This window comes from Streptomyces triticirhizae, from assembly GCF_003696235.1.
GTDB lineage: Bacteria > Actinomycetota > Actinomycetes > Streptomycetales > Streptomycetaceae > Streptomyces > Streptomyces triticirhizae.
In genome coordinates this window covers 1-17,149 of record NZ_RFFJ01000135.1, presented here as the reverse complement: position 1 = coordinate 17,149, position 17,149 = coordinate 1, and the positions used below count along the sequence as shown (strand labels likewise).

General features: G+C 72.4%; 14 protein-coding genes. 10 read left to right on the top strand and 4 right to left on the bottom strand.

Going from position 1 to position 17,149, the window contains the following annotated elements; genetic code table 11:
- The 8 genes from EBN88_RS20905 to nuoN form a co-directional block, all read left to right on the top strand.
- On the top strand, positions 1-893 hold an 893-nt coding region (locus tag EBN88_RS20905), incomplete at its 5' end, for a molybdopterin dinucleotide binding domain-containing protein (RefSeq protein ID WP_147472786.1).
- The gene (gene nuoH / locus EBN88_RS20900; protein WP_122185452.1) at positions 893-2,275 is read left to right on the top strand and encodes an NADH-quinone oxidoreductase subunit NuoH; all 1,383 of its coding nucleotides are present in this window, start codon (positions 893-895) and stop codon (positions 2,273-2,275) included. The genes EBN88_RS20905 and nuoH, both read left to right, overlap by 1 nt.
- A complete protein-coding gene (gene nuoI / locus EBN88_RS20895) occupies positions 2,268-2,918 on the top strand; it encodes an NADH-quinone oxidoreductase subunit NuoI (RefSeq protein WP_122185451.1) in 651 nt (216 codons plus the stop codon). The genes nuoH and nuoI overlap by 8 nt, the downstream gene beginning before the upstream one ends.
- Entirely contained in the window at positions 2,915-3,880 is a 966-nt protein-coding gene (locus tag EBN88_RS20890; RefSeq protein ID WP_122185450.1) for an NADH-quinone oxidoreductase subunit J, read from the top strand. The genes nuoI and EBN88_RS20890 overlap by 4 nt, the downstream gene beginning before the upstream one ends.
- On the top strand, positions 3,877-4,176 hold the full coding sequence (gene nuoK, locus EBN88_RS20885) for an NADH-quinone oxidoreductase subunit NuoK (protein WP_122185449.1): 300 nt from the start codon (positions 3,877-3,879) through the stop codon (positions 4,174-4,176). Before EBN88_RS20890 ends, nuoK begins: the two co-directional genes overlap by 4 nt.
- Before the next feature lie 14 nt (positions 4,177-4,190).
- Positions 4,191-6,086 carry an NADH-quinone oxidoreductase subunit L gene (gene nuoL / locus EBN88_RS20880; RefSeq protein WP_122185448.1) on the top strand — a complete coding sequence of 632 codons (1,896 nt, stop codon included), beginning with the start codon at positions 4,191-4,193 and terminating at the stop codon, positions 6,084-6,086.
- 1 nt (position 6,087) lies between these two features.
- A complete protein-coding gene (locus EBN88_RS20875; protein WP_122185447.1) occupies positions 6,088-7,737 on the top strand; it encodes an NADH-quinone oxidoreductase subunit M in 1,650 nt (549 codons plus the stop codon).
- Positions 7,734-9,335, top strand: a complete 1,602-nt coding sequence (gene nuoN / locus EBN88_RS20870; protein WP_122185446.1) for an NADH-quinone oxidoreductase subunit NuoN — start codon at positions 7,734-7,736, stop codon at positions 9,333-9,335. The genes EBN88_RS20875 and nuoN overlap by 4 nt, the downstream gene beginning before the upstream one ends.
- A 96-nt stretch (positions 9,336-9,431) precedes the next feature.
- Here nuoN and EBN88_RS20865 read toward each other — a convergent pair whose 3' ends face one another.
- The 3 genes from EBN88_RS20865 to fahA all read right to left on the bottom strand — a co-directional run bounded on the left by EBN88_RS20865 (position 9,432) and on the right by fahA (position 12,260).
- Entirely contained in the window at positions 9,432-10,070 is a 639-nt protein-coding gene (locus EBN88_RS20865; protein ID WP_122185445.1) for a hypothetical protein, read from the bottom strand.
- Positions 10,071-10,289: 219 nt separating this feature from the next.
- On the bottom strand, positions 10,290-10,877 hold the full coding sequence (locus EBN88_RS20860) for a hypothetical protein (RefSeq protein ID WP_147472785.1): 588 nt from the start codon (positions 10,875-10,877) through the stop codon (positions 10,290-10,292).
- Positions 10,878-11,051: 174 nt separating this feature from the next.
- Positions 11,052-12,260, bottom strand: coding sequence for a fumarylacetoacetase (gene fahA / locus EBN88_RS20855; protein WP_233580820.1), 1,209 nt, complete (start codon positions 12,258-12,260; stop codon positions 11,052-11,054).
- Positions 12,261-12,376: 116 nt separating this feature from the next.
- Between fahA and EBN88_RS20850 the strand changes: the two genes are divergently transcribed.
- Both EBN88_RS20850 and EBN88_RS20845 read left to right on the top strand, forming a co-directional pair.
- Entirely contained in the window at positions 12,377-13,387 is a 1,011-nt protein-coding gene (locus tag EBN88_RS20850) for a polyprenyl synthetase family protein (protein ID WP_122185442.1), read from the top strand.
- Between the two features lie 199 nt (positions 13,388-13,586).
- Positions 13,587-14,624: a LolA family protein gene (locus tag EBN88_RS20845; protein WP_122185441.1), complete on the top strand. Its 1,038-nt coding sequence runs from the start codon at positions 13,587-13,589 to the stop codon at positions 14,622-14,624.
- Positions 14,625-14,708: 84 nt separating this feature from the next.
- On the opposite strand, the gene EBN88_RS20840 is transcribed toward EBN88_RS20845, so the two are convergent.
- The gene (locus EBN88_RS20840) at positions 14,709-16,763 is read right to left on the bottom strand and encodes a serine/threonine-protein kinase (RefSeq protein ID WP_122185440.1); all 2,055 of its coding nucleotides are present in this window, start codon (positions 16,761-16,763) and stop codon (positions 14,709-14,711) included.
- Positions 16,764-17,149 lie beyond the last annotated feature (386 nt).

The following is a 17,149-nucleotide window of genomic DNA, read 5'->3' as shown; positions in this document are numbered from 1 at the left end:
AGTCGGACGCCGAGGCCAGGGCCGAGATCGCCGCCGCCTGGGGCGTTCGGGCGCTGCCCGAGCGGCCGGGCCGCGACACCGCCGGCATCCTGGCGGCCGCCGCCGACGGCGAGTTGGCCGCCCTGGTGGTCGCCGGCGTCGAGGTCGCCGACCTGCCGGACCCGGCCGCCGCCCGCGCCGCGCTGGACGCGGTCGCCGCGAACGGCTTCCTGCTCAGCCTGGAGCAGCGCCCGTCGGAGGTGACCGAACGGGCCCACGTGGTGCTGCCGGTCTCCGCCGTGGTCGAGAAGGACGGCACGTTCCTCAACTGGGAGGGCCGCGCCCGGCCGTTCGCCGCCGCCATCAAGCCCGACCAGATGACCAGGCGCCAGACCCTGCCGGACGCCCGCGCCCTCCAGATGCTGGCCGACGCGCTGGACGTGCACCTGGGCCTGCCCGACCTGCCCACGCTGCGCGCCGAGTTGGACGGGCTGGGGGAGTGGCGGGGCGCCCTGCCGCTCGGGCCCACGGCCACGCCGACCGAGCTGCCCCGGCCCGAGGCCGGCGAGGCCGTCCTCGCTGGGCACCGACTCCTGCTGGACCAGGGCCTGATGCAGCAGGGTGACGACGCCCTGGCCGCCACCCGGCACGCCGCCGAGGCCAGGCTCTCCAGGGCGACAGCGGCGGAGGCCGGCGTCACGGACGGCGACCGGCTCGCCGTCACCGGACCCGCCGGCACCGTGACCCTGCCGCTGCGGGTCACCGAGGAGCTGCCCGACCGCGTGGTCTGGCTGCCGCTCAACTCCGTTGGCGGCGGCGCCTACCAGGACCTGGGCGCCCGACCCGGCGAGCTGGTCCGGGTCGCCGCCCCTGGCTCGGCCGCTTCCCCGGCCATCGAGGAGGTGAACGCGTGATGCGTGCAGGGACCCCGGTCCAGGGCCTGGCCGAGGAGGCGGACCTGTCCATGTTCGGGCAGGACCCGTTCTGGCTGATCCTGGTCAAGGCCGTGTTCTGCTTCGCGTTTCTGCTGGGCACCGTGCTGATCAGCATCGTGATGGAGCGCAAGGTGCTCGGCTGGATGCAGCTGCGCATCGGCCCCAACCGGGCCGGCCCCTGGGGGATGCTCCAGTCGCTGGCCGACGGCGTCAAGCTGATGTTCAAGGAGGACATCATCGTCAAGGGCGCCGACAAGGTGCTCTACGTCCTGGCGCCCATGCTGGCCACCATCCCCGCGCTGATGGCCATCGCGGTGATCCCGTTCGGCCCGGCCGACGACCCGGTGAGCATCTTCGGCACCGAGACGGTGCTGCAACTCACCGACCTGCCGGTCGCGTTGCTCTACGTGCTGGCCACGGCGGCCATCGCCGTCTACGGCACGGTGCTCGCCGGCTGGTCGTCGAACTCGACGTACCCGCTGCTGGGCGGCGTGCGGGCCACGGCGCAGATCATCTCCTACGAGGTCGCCATGGGCCTCAGCTTCGCCGCCGTCTTCCTCTACTCCGGCTCCATGTCCACCTCGGGCATCGTCGCCGCGCAGGAGGACCGCTGGTTCATGGTGCTGCTGCCGGTGTCGTTCCTGATCTACATGGTCGCGATGGTCGGCGAGGCGCACCGCCCGCCGTTCGACATGCCGGAGTCCGAGGGCGACCTGGTCGGCGGGTACCTCACCGAGTACTCGTCCATCAAGTTCGCCTTCTTCATGATGTCCGAGTACATCCACACGGTGACCGTCTCCGCCCTGATGGTGACGCTCTTCCTGGGCGGCTGGCGCGCCCCCGCGCCGCTGAGCTTCTGGGAGGGCGCCAACTCCGGCTGGTGGCCGATGCTCTGGTTCACCGTGAAGCTGGTCGCGGTCATCTTCTTCTTCATCTGGATCAGGGCCTCGCTGCCCCGGGTCCGCTACGACCAGTTCATGGTGCTCGGCTGGAAGGTCCTCATCCCCATCGCGCTGGTCTGGCTGATGCTGGTCGCCACCGTGCGCGCCATGCAGAACGAGGGCTACGACTTCCAGGACATCGTGATGTGGGTGGTCGGCGGCGTGCTGACGCTGCTGCTGGTCTCGCTGGTCATCGACTTCCTGCGGGACCGCTCCGACCAGCGCGAGGAGGCCGCGAAGGCCGGCGAGCCCGAGGAGCCGTTCGACCCGATGGCCGGCGGCTACCCCGTGCCACCGCTGCCGGGACAGACCCTGCCGCCGGTGCCCCGCCGCCCCTCGCGGGCCGGGCGGGCCACGGCGGAGAACGCCGAGGAGAAGGCGGCCATCACGACCGAAGGAAAGGAGGGCGACGATGCCTGAGTTCCAGAATCCCGTGGCCGGCTTCGGCGTGACCTTCAAGGCCATGTTCAAGAAGCGGCTGACCGAGCAGTACCCGGAGGAGAAGAAGCCGACCGCGCCCCGTTTCCACGGCCGTCACCAGCTCAACCGCCACCCGGACGGGCTGGAGAAGTGCATCGGCTGCGAGCTGTGCGCCTGGGCCTGTCCCGCCGACGCCATCTATGTGGAGGGCGCGGACAACACCGAGGAGGAGCGCTACTCCCCGGGCGAGCGCTACGGCCGCGTCTACCAGATCAACTACCTGCGCTGCATCCTGTGCGGGCTGTGCGTCGAGGCGTGCCCCACCCGCGCGTTGACCATGACCAACGAGTACGAGCTGGCCGACCGCAGCCGCGCCTCCCTGATCTACACCAAGGAGGAGCTGCTGGCCGGCCTGCGGGACGGCATGGTCGAGGCGCCACACGCCATGTACCCGGGCACCGACGAGCAGTCGTACTACCGGGGCGAGGTGACGGGCGCGGCGCCCGGCACGGTCCGGCAGGTCGCCCGCTCCAAGGGCGAGACGCCCGAGGGCCGCGAGGCGGACGACGCGCTGGCGGCGGCCTCCCGGCTGACCGACCCGGCCGCCGGGTCCGACGCGGGCACGACGGAGGTGCGGGCATGAGCGCGCTCGCCTCGCTGGCCGCCGAGACCTCCACCTCCACCGGGGAGGCGGCGCAGTTCTGGCTGTTGGGGCCGCTGGCGCTGCTGGGCGGCCTGGGCACCGTGCTGATGCGGCGTGCGGTGTACTCCGCGCTCTGCCTGGCCGGCACGATGGTGATCCTGGCGCTGTTCTACCTGTCCAACGGCGCCTACTTCCTCGGCATGGTGCAGATCGTCGTCTACACCGGCGCCGTGATGATGCTCTTCCTCTTCGTGCTGATGCTGGTCGGGGTCTCCTCGACCGACTCGCTCAAGGAGACGCTCAAGGGCCAGCAGTGGTTGGCCGCCGCCTGTGGCCTGGGACTCGGCCTGCTGCTGGTCTCCGGCATCGGGCAGGCGTCGACCGGCTCGTTCACCGGGCTCGGCCAGGCCAACTCGGGCGGCAACGTCCAGGGCCTGGCCTCGCTGCTGTTCACCCGCTACGTGGTGGCGTTCGAGGTCACCGGCGTGCTGCTGACCATCGCCGCGGTGGGTGCCACGCTGCTCACCCACCGGGAGCGGCTTGAGCGCGCCAAGTCGCAGCGCGAGCAGGCCGAGGCGCGGGTCCGCGAGAACAAGCACCTGCCGCCGCTGCCGGCGCCCGGCGTCTACGCCCGGCACAACGCCGTGGACCTGCCCGGCCTGCTGCCCGACGGCAGCCCGTCCGAGCTGACCGTCAACCCCACGCTCCGCGCGCGGGGTCAGATGCGTGAGGTGCACCGGGACGCGCTCGCCGCCGTCCGCGCGCTGGAGCAGCGCACCAACCGCCACCACGGCCGCCCGGAGAACCCCGGCATCCCCGCCGGCCAGACGAACGGCAACGGCGCCAACGGCAACGGCGCGGACGGGGTCAACGGCAAGGGTCTCGCCGGGAGTTCGGCCGCCGACGGCCCCGCCGGTGCCGCCGACGAGGCCGCCACGGACGCCGAGGAGGCCAGGAAGTGAACCCGGAGAACTACCTCTATCTCTCGGCCCTGCTCTTCACCCTGGGCGCCTGTGGCGTGCTGCTGCGGCGGAACGCGATCGTGGTGTTCATGTGCGTGGAGCTGATGCTCAACGCGGCCAACCTGGCGCTGGTCACCTTCTCCCGGATGCACGGCAACCTCGACGGCCAGATCCTCGCCTTCTTCGTGATGGTGGTGGCGGCGGCCGAGGTCGTCGTCGGGCTGGCGATCATCGTCACGGTCTACCGCTCCCGTCACTCGGCCTCGGTTGACGACGCCAGTCTGATGAAGCTGTAAGGGGACAGGTACCAGTGGAGTCAATGATCGGACTGCTCGTCGGCGCGCCGCTCCTCGGCGCCGCCGTGCTCCTGGTGGGCGGGCGCCTCCTGGAGAGGACGGGCCACTGGCTGGCGACGGCGCTCGCCGCCGTCTCCCTCGTCCTCGCCGTCACGCTGTTCCTCGACATGCTGGGCCGGGAGGGCGAGGAACGCGCCCTGCACCAGCACCTGTTCAGCTGGATTCCGGTGGCCGACCTCCAGGCGGACGTCGCGTTCCGGCTGGACCAGCTGTCGATGACCTTCGTGCTGCTGATCACGAGCGTGGGCACCCTGATCCACCTCTACTCGATCGGCTACATGGCGCACGACCCGCGCCGGCGGCGGTTCTTCGCCTACCTCAACCTGTTCCTCGCGGCGATGCTGCTGCTGGTGCTGGCCGACAACTACCTCCTCCTCTACGTGGGTTGGGAGGGCGTCGGCCTGGCCTCGTTCCTGCTGATCGGGTTCTGGCAACACAAGCCGAGCGCGGCGACGGCGGCCAAGAAGGCGTTCGTGGTCAACCGGGTCGGCGACGTGGGCCTGTCCATCGCCATCCTGCTGATGTTCACCACCTTCGGCACCTTCGCCTTCGAGCCGGTGCTCGCCAACGCCAACGAGACCGGCGAGGGCACCCTCACCGCGATCGGCCTGATGCTGCTGCTCGCGGCCTGCGGCAAGTCGGCCCAGGTGCCGCTCCAGTCCTGGCTGGGCGACGCGATGGAGGGCCCGACCCCGGTCTCCGCGCTGATCCACGCCGCCACCATGGTGACCGCCGGCGTGTACCTGATCACCCGCTCCGGGGCGATCTTCAACGCGGCGCCCGACGCGCAGACCGTGGTGATCGTCGTCGGCGCGGTGACGCTGCTCTTCGGTGCGATCGTCGGTTGCGCCAAGGACGACATCAAGAAGGCGCTGGCCGGCTCGACCATGTCGCAGATCGGCTACATGATGCTGGCCGCAGGGCTCGGACCGGTCGGCTACGTCTTCGCGATCATGCACCTGGTCACCCACGGCTTCTTCAAGGCGGGCCTCTTCCTCGGCGCCGGCTCGGTCATGCACGGCATGAACGACGAGGTGGACATGCGCCGTTACGGCGGCCTGCGGAAGTACATGCCGATCACGTTCGTCACGTTCGGCCTCGCCTATCTGGCGATCATCGGCTTCCCGTACCTGTCCGGCTACTTCTCCAAGGACGAGATCATCTACGCCGGGTTCAGCCAGGGCGGCGCCGAGGGCTGGATTCTGGGCGGGGTGATGCTGCTGGGCGCGGCGCTCACCGCCTACTACATGACGCGGATCATGCTGCTGACGTTCTTCGGCGAGAAGCGGTGGCAGCCGGACGCCCAGGGGCACGAGCCGCACCCGCACGAGTCCCCGCTGTCCATGACCATCCCGATGATGGTGCTGGCGGTCGGCTCGGTCGGCGCCGGCTTCTTCTTCGACTCGGGCGAGCGGTTCGTCCACTGGCTGGAGCCGGTCACCGGCCTCGGCCACGGGGACTCCCCGGTCAGCCACGGAACGGTCGCGCTCGCCGCGACCGGCGTGATGCTGCTGGGCGTCGTCGGCGCCTGGTGGCAGTACGGGCGCCGGCCGGTGCCGGTGGTGGCGCCTGCCGGGCGGTGGATCACCCGCGCCGCCCGACGCGACCTGCTCCAGGACGACTTCAACCACGCGGTGCTGGTCAGGCCGGGCAACTACCTCACCCGTGGCCTGGTCTACCTCGACCACAAGCTGGTGGACGGCGTGGTGAACGGCACGGCGGCCTCCGTCGGCGGGCTGTCCGGCCGGCTGCGGCGGGTCCAGAACGGGTTCGCGCGCTCCTACGCGGTCTCGATGTTCGGCGGCGCGGCCGTGCTGGTCGCCGCGACCCTGCTGATGAGGGCGGTCTGACATGTCATTTCCCCTGCTGACGGCCACGGCCCTGACGCCGGCCATCGGAGCCGTCGCCACGGCGGCCGTTCCGGCGGCGCGGCGCACCGTGGCCAAGTGGCTGGCGCTGCTGTTCTCGTTGGCGACGGTCGGCTTCGCGGCCGCCGTGCTGCTGCGGTTCGACACCGGCTCGGGCGCCGACCGCTACCAGCTGACGGAGTCCCGGTCCTGGATCGAGGACTTCGGGGTCCGCTACGAGCTGGGCGTGGACGGCATCGGCGTGGCGATGATCGCGCTGACCGCCGTGCTGATCCCGTTCCTGATCGGCGCGGGCTGGCACGACGCCGACCCTCCCTCCCTGCCCGCCAGCGGGCAGGAGGGGCCCAGAGAAGGCGAGGCGCCGGCGACCCGGCGGTGGCGGCCCACCCAGGGCTTCTTCGCGCTGATCCTGATGGTCGAGGCGATGGTCATCCTGTCGTTCGCCGCGACCGACATCTTCCTCTTCTACATCTTCTTCGAGGCCATGCTCATCCCGATGTACTTCCTCATCGGGGGCTTCGGGGACCGCGCGGGAGAGCAGGACACCGAGGAGGGGCAGGCCAGGCAACGGTCCTACGCGGCCGTCAAGTTCCTGCTGTACAACCTGGTCGGCGGCCTGGTGATGCTGGCCGCCGTGATCGGCGTCTATGTCGCCACGGCCGACCAGCTGCCCGAGGGCACCTTCTCGTTGCAGGCGATCCTGGAGGCGCGGTCCGCCGGCGAGCTGGACTTCGGGACGGCCACCGAACGCTGGCTGTTCCTCGGCTTCTTCGTCGCCTTCGCGATCAAGGCGCCGCTGTGGCCGCTGCACACCTGGCTGCCCAACGCGATGGGCGAGTCCACCGCGCCGGTCGCCGTGCTGATCACCGCCGTGGTGGACAAGGTCGGCACCTTCGCGATGCTCCGCTTCTGCCTGGGCCTCTTCCCCGAGGCCAGCGACTGGGCGACGCCCGTGGTGATCGTCCTGGCGCTGGTCAGCATCATCTACGGCGCGCTGCTGGCGCTGGGGCAGCGGGACATCAAGCGGCTGATCGCCTACGCGTCCATCAGCCACTTCGGCTTCATCGTGCTGGGCATCTTCGCCATGACCAGCCAGGGGCAGGGCGGCGCGACGCTGTACATGGTCAACCACGGTGTCGCGACGGCCGCGTTGATGCTGGTCGCCGGCTTCCTGATCGCCCGGCGCGGCTCGCGCCTGATCAGCGACTACGGCGGCGTGCAGAAGACGGCGCCGGTGCTGGCCGGGACGTTCCTGATCGGCGGTCTCGCGACGCTCTCGCTGCCGGGGCTCGGGCCGTTCGTCAGCGAGTTCCTGGTGCTGGTCGGCACGTTCAGCCGCTACAAGGCGGCCGGGATCGTGGCGTGCGCCGGCATCGTGCTGGCGGCGCTGTATGTGTTGATCCTCTACCAGCGCACCATGACCGGGCCGCTCAAGCCGGGCCTGGAGAAGCTGCCGGACCTGAGGGTGCGGGAGCTGACGGTGGTGGCCCCGCTGATCGCGCTGCTGATCTTCCTGGGCGTCTACCCGCAGCCGCTCACCGACATCGTCAACCCGGCGGTCGAGCACACGCTCTCGGACGTGGACCAGTCGGACCCCGAACCTGAACTGCCCGCAGTGGAGGCCGCACCGTGAACGACTTGCAGGCCCCGGACATCGAATGGGTCGCGCTCTCGCCGAGCCTGATCGTGTTCGGCGCCGCCATCCTTGGCGTGCTGATCGAGGCGTTCCTGCCTCGTAAGCAGCGGTACTACGCGGAAGTGGCCGTCTCCACGCTGGCGTTGGCCGGCGCGTTCGCGGCCGTCGTCGGCCTCGCGGCCGGCGGGCACGCGAGCGGCGAGGCGCAGGTCGCCGGCATGGGCGCGCTGGCGGTCGACGGCCCGGCGCTGTTCCTCCAGGGCGTGATCACCCTGGTCGGCCTGGTGTCCGTGTTCCTCTTCGCCGAGCGGCGGCTGGAGCCGGCGCTGCACGGCGCCTCGGTGGACTCCTTCGCCGCCGCCCCGGCCGCCGTGCCGGGCGGCCCGGCGGAGAAGGAGGCGGTGCGGGCCGGCTGGACCACCACGGAGATCTTCCCGCTGCTGCTCTTCGCGGTCGGCGGGATGCTGCTGTTCCCGGCGGCCAACGACCTGTTGGTGCTGTTCATCGCCCTTGAGGTGCTGTCGCTGCCGCTCTACCTGCTGTGCGCGATGGCCCGCAGGCGGCGGCTGCTCTCCCAGGAGGCGGCCGTCAAGTACTTCCTGCTGGGCGCGTTCGCCTCGGCGTTCCTGCTCTTCGGCGTGGCGCTGCTCTACGGCTACGCGGGCACCGTCTCCTACAGCGGTATCGCCGAGGTGGTCAGCGGCGAACCGGGCGCCATCGAGCCCGGGTTGGCCGGCACCATGGGCAACGACGCGCTGCTGCTGATCGGCGGGGCCATGCTGGTGATGGGCCTGCTGTTCAAGGTGGGGGCCGTGCCGTTCCACATGTGGACGCCCGACGTCTACCAGGGCGCGCCGACCCCGGTCACCGGCTTCATGGCGGCGGCCACCAAGGTCGCCGCGTTCGGCGCGCTGCTGCGGCTGCTCTATGTGGTGCTGCCGGGCCTGCGCTGGGACTGGGAGCCGGTGCTGTGGGGCGTGACCATCGCCTCCATGGTGGGCGGCGCGATCGTCGCGATCACCCAGACCGACGTCAAGCGGCTGCTGGCCTACTCCTCCATCGCGCACGCCGGGTTCATCCTGGCCGGCGTGGTGGCGGTGACGGAGGACGGGGTGTCCTCGGTCCTCTTCTACCTGGGTGCCTACTCCTTCGTCACGCTGGGCGCCTTCGCCGTGGTGACGCTGGTGCGGGACTCGGGCGGCGAGGCGACGCACCTCTCCAAGTGGGCGGGGCTCGGCCGGCGTTCACCGCTGCTGGCCTCGGTCTTCGCGCTGTTCCTGCTGGCCTTCGCCGGCATCCCGCTGACCTCGGGCTTCGCCGGCAAGTTCGCCGTCTTCCGGGCGGCGGCCGACGCCGGGGCCATGGGCCTGGTGGTGGTCGGCGTGCTGGCGTCGGCGATCGCCGCGTTCTTCTACATCCGGGTGATCGTGCTGATGTTCTTCAGCGAGCCCAAGGCGGACGGCCCGTCGGTGGTCATCCCCAGCCCGTTCACCAGCACGGTCGTCGGGCTGGCGGCCGTGGTCACGGTCGTGCTGGGCGTCGCCCCGCAGTACTTCCTCGACCTGGCGGGCCAGGCGGGGGTGTTCGTGCACTGACGCCGCCGGCGGCGCCGTGGCGCGCCGCTCGGCTCGACGGGAGAACGGCCCGGCCCCCACGCGGGGCCGGGCCGTTCGGCGTCCGGGGGAAGGGGCTCAGAGGTCCAGCGAGTCGTCCTGGCCGCCGTCCCCCGGCAGCTCCGGCAGCTCGCCGTCCCGGGGCAGTTCGGGCAGCAGCTCGGAGGGGTCGGGCAGCTCCTCCAGGCCGGGGATCTCGGAGAGGTCGGGCAGCCCCGGGATCTCGGGGAGTTGGGAGAGGTCCGGCAGCATCTCCAGGTCCGACAGGTCCGTCACGGGCGCGTAGGTCTCCTCGGCGCCGGAGGCCCAGGCGACCTGGAGGCCGTCGCCCTCGGGGGCCAGCGTCGCCTCGGTCCACTCGGACGAGCCGTCCTGGCACTCCAGGGTCAGCTGGGCGCCGCTGACCGCGCCCATGCAGAAGGTGGGGGCGTCGGAGTTGGCGCCCGTGGTGAACGCGGCGCTGCCGGAGTCGATGAACAGCACGCTGCCGTCGGACTCCGAGCCGGTGCTCCAGAAGCCCTCGACGTCCTCGGCGGAGACCTCGCGTGGGGCGTCGGCCTCCTCCTCGCCCTGCTGGTCCTGCCCGCGCTCCTGGTCGAGGAGGGAGCTGGCGTCCCCGCCGCCCCCGCAGGCGCCGAGCAGCAGCACGGCGGCGACCGCCGCGCCCGGCGCCGCCAGGCGTGGCCAGACTCCCCTGGTACTCCGCGTTCCGCGCATCTGTCTCCCCCAACTCACCGTGGAAGGTCCGGTTGACGGCCGGCGGGACGGGGCGTCCGCCGGCGTTTCCGTTCAGCGTAGACGCCCCCGCGCCCACGGGTACGGAAGCTTTCCGTGCTCGTGGGCGCGGGGGCGTCGTGGCGTTGGCCCGAGGGTGCCTCCCGGGGCCGGCCCCTGGGGGTCGGCCCGGCCCTCGGGCGTCGCGTGCGCCGGTGGGCGTCAGTAGCCGAGTTCTTCCAGCTCCCGCTCCAGGTCCTCCAGTTCGGCCAGCTCCTCCTCGCCGAGACCGCCCAGGTCGCCCAGGTCGGGCAGGTCCTCAAGCCCGGAGATGTCGGAGAGCGAGGTGTAGGTCTCGGTGGTGCCGGAGGCCCAGGTGACGTTCAGCTCCGAGCCGTTGAGCGCCAGCGTGCCCTCGCTCCAGTCGGTGCTGCCGTTGTCGCACTCCAGCGACATGGAGGCACCGGAGACCGTGCCCAGGCAGTAGGCCCCGGACATGTCGGCGGTGGTGCTCTCCATGAAGGTGACGCTGCCCGAGGTGAAGGTCAGCACGGCGTCGGCGTCCTCAAGGCCCGTCGACCACATGCCCTCCAGCTCCTCGGCGGTCGGGGCCGCGCCGCCCTCGGCGCCGGCGTCGCCGCCCTCCTCGCCGCCGGTCTCCCCCTCGCCTTCCTGCTGCTGCTCCTCCTCCGACTGTTCCCCGATCCCCAGGGCGCCGCCTTCGCCGTCCTCGTCGTCGCTGCCGCACGCACCGAGCAGCAGCATGGCCGCCGCCACGGCGGGCACGGCGAGACGTATCGAGCTACGCATCTGTTTCCCCTCAAAGTTGAGCGTGTTCAGGGCAGATTAGCCGCCCGGAAGAGGGGTATTGACCACTGTTACGGTCCTATTTCATGGACGGCGCCTGGCCGAGACCTTGCGCACGAATCGTGCACGAGTCGACCGCGAACGCTCCCGCAGTGATCCACGACGATCGCGATTCGGTCAGGCGGGCGTCGGCTCCACCGTGCCGCTGACCTCGCCCAGGCCGATCCGCTGCCCGCCGGGGCCCGGCGCCCAGGCGGTGAGCGTGACCCGGTCCCCGTCCATGAGGAACGCCCGCTCCCCGTCCGGCAGGCGCAGCGGCCGTTCGCCGTTCCAGGTGAGTTCGAGGAGGCAGCCGCGCTCCTCGGGCGCGGCGCCCGAGACGGTGCCCGAGGCGAACAGGTCCCCGGTCCGCAGGTGGGCGCCGTTGATCGTGAGGTGGGCCAGCTGCTGGGCGGCGGTCCAGTACATCGTCGCGAACGGCGGGTGGGCCACGGGGTGGCCGTTGATCAGCACGCTCAGCCGCAGGTCGAGCCCGCCGGGCGGGGCCGAGGCGTCGTCGAGGTAGGGGAGCGGCGGCACGTCGCGCGGCGGCGGCGCGGTCCAGGCCGCGTCCAGGGCGTCAAGTGGCGTGATCCAGGCGGAGATCGAGGTGGCGAACGACTTGCCGAGGAACGGCCCGAGCGGCACGTACTCCCACGCCTGGATGTCCCGCGCCGACCAGTCGTTGAGCAGGCAGACGCCGAAGACGTGCTCGCGCAGCGCGGACAGCGGCACCGGGCGGCCCGGCGCGGAGCCGGTGCCCACCACGAAGCCGACCTCGGCCTCGATGTCGAGCCGCTGGGAGGGCCCGAAGCCCGGCGTGGCCGAGCCCTCCGCCGGGCGGCGCTGCCCCAGCGGGCGCGGCACGGGCGAGCCGGAGACCCGCACCGAGCCGGCCCGGCCGTGGTAACCGATGGGCATGTGCTTCCAGTTGGGCGTCAGCGAGGCGCCGCCCGGCCGGAAGATCTCGCCGACGTTCCGCGCGTGGTGCTCGCTGGAGTAGAAGTCGACGTAGTCGGCGACGGTGAACGGCAGATGGAGCGTGACCGTGTCGAGCGGGCGCAGCAGCGGCTCGACGCGCTCGCGGTGGGCCGCGTCGCCGAGCCAGGAGCGCAGCTCGGCGCGGACGGCCCGCCACACGGGGCGGCCGGCGGCCAGCAGCGCGTCCAGCGAGGGCGCGGAGAGCGGGGCGGCGTGCGGCGATCCGAGGGCGCGGGCGGCGGCCCCCGCGTCCAGCACCCGGTCGCCGAGGCGGACCCCGATCCGCCGCTCTTCGGGGGCGTCCCGTGGGCTGAACACGCCGTAGGGGAGGTTGTCGATTCCAAACAGCGCCGAGTCGGACGACATGGTTCCCATGCTAGTCACGCCCCTCCCGCGCGGCAGCGGTACGTCCTGGAAGTGATCGACTTGCGACCGGATACGCTGCCTGGAACAACCCATCGAAAGATCAGGGGAGAGCGCTCGTGACCGTCGTGGGGCCCTTCGGGGTGAGCGTGCGGGACCCGGCCCTGGAGGCCGAGGTCCAGGCGGGGCTTTCCGCCGTCGAGGCGGGGCTGGTCGAAGCCACCAAGAGTGACGTCCCCTTGATAACGGAGGCCGCGCAACACCTCGTTCGTGCCGGCGGGAAGCGTTTCCGCCCGCTGCTGGTGCTGTTGGCCGCGCGGTTCGGGGATGCCCACGCCCCCGGCGTGGTGCCCTCGGCCGTGGTGGTGGAGCTGACCCATCTGGCCACCCTCTACCACGACGACATCATGGACGAGGCCGAGGTCAGGCGGGGCGTGCCCAGTGTCAACGCGCGTTGGGACAACTCGGTGGCCGTCCTCACCGGCGACTTCCTCTTCTCCCGCGCCTCGACGATAGTGGCGGAGCTGGGGACGGCCGCCGTGCGGGTGCAGGCGGAGGCGTTCGAGCGCCTGGTCACCGGGCAGATCCAGGAGACCCAGGGGCCGCGCCCCGGGGAGGACCCGATCGCCCACCACCTGGAGGTGGTCGCGGGGAAGACGGGCTCGCTGATCGCGGTCGCCGGGCGGATGGGCGCGCTGATGTCGGGGGCATCCGAGGCGACGATCAACGTGCTGGCGCGGTATGGCGAGCTGATCGGCGTGGCCTTCCAGTTGGCCGACGACGTGCTGGACATCGCCAGCGACGGGCGTGAGTCGGGCAAGACCCCGGGGACCGACCTGCGGGAGGGGGTGGCGACCCTGCCGGTGCTGCGGCTGCGGGAGTTGGTCGCCAGGGAGGGGCTGGCCGCCGACCGCGAGCTGGCCGAGCTGCTCGCCGGTGACCTGACGGACGACGGTCGGCTGGCGGAGGCACTGGCGGGGCTGCGTGCCCATCGGGCGCTGGACCTGGCCAGGAGGGACGCCAGGGCCTTCGCCGAGCGGGCCGGGCAGGCCCTGGAGCCGCTGCCGGACGGGCCGGCGAAGTCCGCCCTGCTCGACCTGTGCGTCTCGGTGGCCGACCGTACGCGTTAGACCACGGTAGGTGGCCCGGGGTATGACGGCCCCGGGGGAGCCCTTAGACCCGAGGCTGATTCCCCCTAGGGAAGTTGGGCCTCCGGGGACGCCCGGGTCGTCCTGTGGTCGTACAGGAGATGCAGCCCGTGGGCGGATGCCCCGACGCCGCCGAGCTGTTGCAATGGAGACAGCCAGAAGGCGAGTGGAGGGGCATCCGATGGGTTTGCACAGGAACATCAGGCGGGCGGGACTTCCCGTTGCCGTCACGGCCGGTGTCGCGGCGATCGGGGTGGGCGTCTGGCCGGCACTCGCCAGCGACGGCAGCCCCGACCTGCCCGAGGTGACGGCCGAGGAGCTGGTGGTGCTGGTCGCCGAGTCGGAGACCACCCAGCTCTCGGGGACGGTTCGGGTGGAGAGCGACCTGGGCGTGCCGGACCTGGGCGGGGTCGCCGAGGGCGTGCTGGACGGCCTGGAGGGGCCGGCCGGTCGGCTGGCCGGGCTGGCCGCCGGCGAGAGCACCCTGCGGGTGGCGGTGGACGGCCCCGACCGGCAGCGGCTGACCCTGGTCGACGGGTCGGAGGAGTTCGCCGTGATCCACAACGGCGATCAGCTCTGGGCCTACGACAGCGCGGAGAACGTGGTCTTCCGGGCGGATCTCGCGGAGTTGGCCGAGGCGAGGGGCGACCAGGAGGGGCAGGAGCACGGGGACGCCGAGGCGTGGACGGGGGACCTCACGCCGCAGGAGGCCGCCGAGCGGCTGCTGACCGAGGCGGAGCGGGACGCGGACATCGCCGTGGACGGCACGGGCCGGGTCGCGGGGCGCGACGTGTACCAGCTGACGATCGAGCCGACGGACGCGAACAGCCCGCTGGCCTTCGCGCGGGTCTCGGTGGACGCGGAGACGGGGGTGCCGCTGGCGGTGCGCGGCGAGGCGGCCGGCGGGCAGACGATCGAGGTCGCCTTCACCCAGGTCGACTTCGCGGCGCCGGCCGGTGGGGCGTTCCAGTTCTCGCCGCCGGCCGACGCGGAGATCCTGGAGGCCGATCCGAACGAGCCGCTGGGCGGGCTGTTGCCCGGCGGGCTGCTGGGGGACCTGCCGCTGGTGACGCCGGACGAGCTGCCTGACGAGCTGCCGGAGCAGCTTCCCGAGGGGCTGCCCGAGGAGTTGACGCGGGAGCAGTGGGACGAGGGGCGGGCCGAGCTGTCGCGGGAGCTGCCGGAGATAGCCGAGCTGCTCGACGAGGCGCTGCGCTGACGGCCCCGAGACCGGGGGCCGTGGTTCCGGCCGGAGTGCGCTGGCCTCCGGGGCGCCGCCCCGGGGACCAGCGGCGTCGGGCCGTCAGCCGAGGTTGACGGTGACCGACTCCACGGCCAGGGCCGGCAGTTGCCACTCGTCGAGCAGCTCCTGATAGGTGCCGTCGTCGATCATGGACTGGACGGCCGCCTGGAGCGCGTCGCACAGCTCCTCGTTGCCCCGGTGGACGGCGATGCCCCGTGGGGTGACGGCGATCTGCTCCTCGGTGGCCCACAGGCCGCTGCCCGGGTTCTCCGCCAGATAGTCGACGGCCCCCGAGTAGGGGACGACGATCCCGGCGACCTCGGTGTCGTTGACCATGGCGACCATCTCCTCCATGGTCATGGCGGTCTCGACGTCGATGGACTCCCGTTCACAGTTGGCGCTCTCCTGCCGGACGATCTCCCGCAGCTGCTCGGAATCCCAGGTGACCACGTTCTTTCCGCACACGTCCGCGAAGGTGCGGGTGCCGGAGTCCTGGGGGACGAGCAGGACGAAGCCCTCCCGGAGGTGATTGACGAAGGACAGGTTCTGGTTCCCCCGGATCGCCGGGGTGTCCTGGAGGCCGCCCATGGCGAACTGGCCGTACTCCCCGGCGGCGCCCGCGACGGTCATCGCGTTCAGCAGCGCCTCGTAGTCGGGCATGGCCGAGAAGTCGATCCGCACGCCCAGGCGTTCGCCGATCTCCAGCGCCAGGTCGTGTTCGAGACCGGCCGGCTGGTTCCCCGACTCGATGAACATCAGCGGCGCGGCGTAGGTGCCGGCCCGGACGTCGAGGCGGCCCGACCGCTGGACGGCCTCGGGGAGTTGGTCGAAGAACGGCGCGCCGGGGTCGGGCGCGTTGCCGTCGTCGCCGCCGTCGGTGGCCTCGTCGTCGACGGGCAGGTCGTCGCCGGACCGGCCCTCGGGCTCGCCGGGGTCCGAGGTCTCCTCGGTGGGCCCGTTACCGCTGCCGGCGCCGGGTGGCCTCTCCTCGCCCGAGGGGAGGTTGGCGATCGCCACGGCCCCGGCGATCACGGCCAGCGCGGCGGTGCCGGCGATCAGCGCGGTGCGCCACCGGCGGTCGGGCGGCGGGGGCGGCGCGGGCGCGGTGGGCAGGGGTCCCAACGGGCCGGTGATGGTGGCGGGTTGGCCGGGGCCCGGCGGCGGGCCGCCCCAGGCGGAGGCCGGGGCGGCGGCGCCGGCCTGGGTTGGCTGCGGTCCCTCAAGGGAGAGCAGGTGCGCGGCGTCCCGGCCGAGTTGGGCGGTGAGCTGGGGCGGCAGCCACAGCTCGGAGGAGCCGGCGCGCCCGGAGACCGCCGCCAGGATCGCGGGCAGGTCCGGCCGGCGTTCCGGCGCCTTGTCCAGGCTCGACGCGGCCAGTTCGCGGAGCGGCCCGGTCAACGGGCCGGTGTCGGGGCCGAGTTCGGGCGGTTCGTGGAGGACGCGGTAGAGGACGGTGTGGAGGGAGGGCTGGTCGGGGGCGAATGGCGGGACGGCGGTGGCCGCATAGGCGAGGACCGCGCCGAGGGCGAAGACGTCGGCGGCCGTGGTGATGCCCTCGCCCCGGATCTGCTCGGGCGCCATATAGCCGGGGGAGCCGACCATCGAGCCGGTGCGGGTGGCGCGGCTGGCGTCCACGGCGTGGGCGATCCCGAAGTCGATCACCTTGGGCCCGTCCAGGGTGATCAGGATGTTGGACGGCTTGAGGTCCCGGTGGATCAGCCCGTTGCCGTGGATGTCGGCCAACGCCTGGGCCAGGCCGTGGGCGAGGACCCACACGGTGGCCTCGGGCAGCGGGCCGTGGGCGCCCACCACGTCGGACAGCGAGGGGCCGGGCACATAGCCGGTGGCGACCCAGGGCACGGCGGATTCGGTGTCGCTGTCCAGCACGGGCGCGGTCCAGGCCCCGCTGACCCGGCGGGCCGCGTCGATCTCCCGCCGGAAGCGCCGACGGAACTCCGCGTCGGCCGCCAGGTGGGCGTGCACCAGCTTGACCGCCGCCGTGCGCCCGCTGGGCGAGCGGCCGAGATAGACCTCCCCCATGCCGCCAGCCCCCAGCCGGCCCAACAGCCGGTAGGGGCCCACACGTGACGGTTGACCCGGGCCGAGGGGCTGCACGTCGCCGCCTCCCCCTTCCTCTTCGGCCGGCTCTCGCCAGGCGGTCGGCTCTCACACGGTCGTCGCTCGGGGCATAGGACTCCGGCGGGCACCCGGTCGGTTGCACGAGCGGCCACCCGGGGCTGAACGTTACCCGGCCCGGATGCTCGGGGACGCGGCGCCGCCGGCGGGTTCGCGGGGCACGGTGACCGCGCGGGAAGGTTCGGTCTCCGGCGTCGGCCCGCGCGGTCAACTCCCGCCGCGCGGCCGCCCGTTCGCCCGGCCGCCCGCGCCCCCTCCGGCGTGCGGGGCCCGGCGTGCGTGGCTCGACGTTCGGTCCCCGGCGTTCAGTCGCCGGCGGTGAACGTGGCCTCGCCGTCGGCCGGTTGGCCGCCGCCGGGGCGCAG

Coding starts and splice junctions, on each gene's coding strand:
- nuoI (WP_122185451.1), top strand. CDS start 2,268: ATGCCTGAGTTCCAGAATCCCGTGGCCGGCTTCGGCGTGACCTTCAAG.
- EBN88_RS20890 (WP_122185450.1), top strand. CDS start 2,915: ATGAGCGCGCTCGCCTCGCTGGCCGCCGAGACCTCCACCTCCACCGGG.
- nuoH (WP_122185452.1), top strand. CDS start 893: ATGCGTGCAGGGACCCCGGTCCAGGGCCTGGCCGAGGAGGCGGACCTG.
- fahA (WP_233580820.1), bottom strand. CDS start 12,260: ATGTCGTCCGACTCGGCGCTGTTTGGAATCGACAACCTCCCCTACGGC.
- EBN88_RS20865 (WP_122185445.1), bottom strand. CDS start 10,070: ATGCGCGGAACGCGGAGTACCAGGGGAGTCTGGCCACGCCTGGCGGCG.
- EBN88_RS20875 (WP_122185447.1), top strand. CDS start 6,088: ATGTCATTTCCCCTGCTGACGGCCACGGCCCTGACGCCGGCCATCGGA.
- EBN88_RS20860 (WP_147472785.1), bottom strand. CDS start 10,877: ATGCGTAGCTCGATACGTCTCGCCGTGCCCGCCGTGGCGGCGGCCATG.
- EBN88_RS20845 (WP_122185441.1), top strand. CDS start 13,587: ATGGGTTTGCACAGGAACATCAGGCGGGCGGGACTTCCCGTTGCCGTC.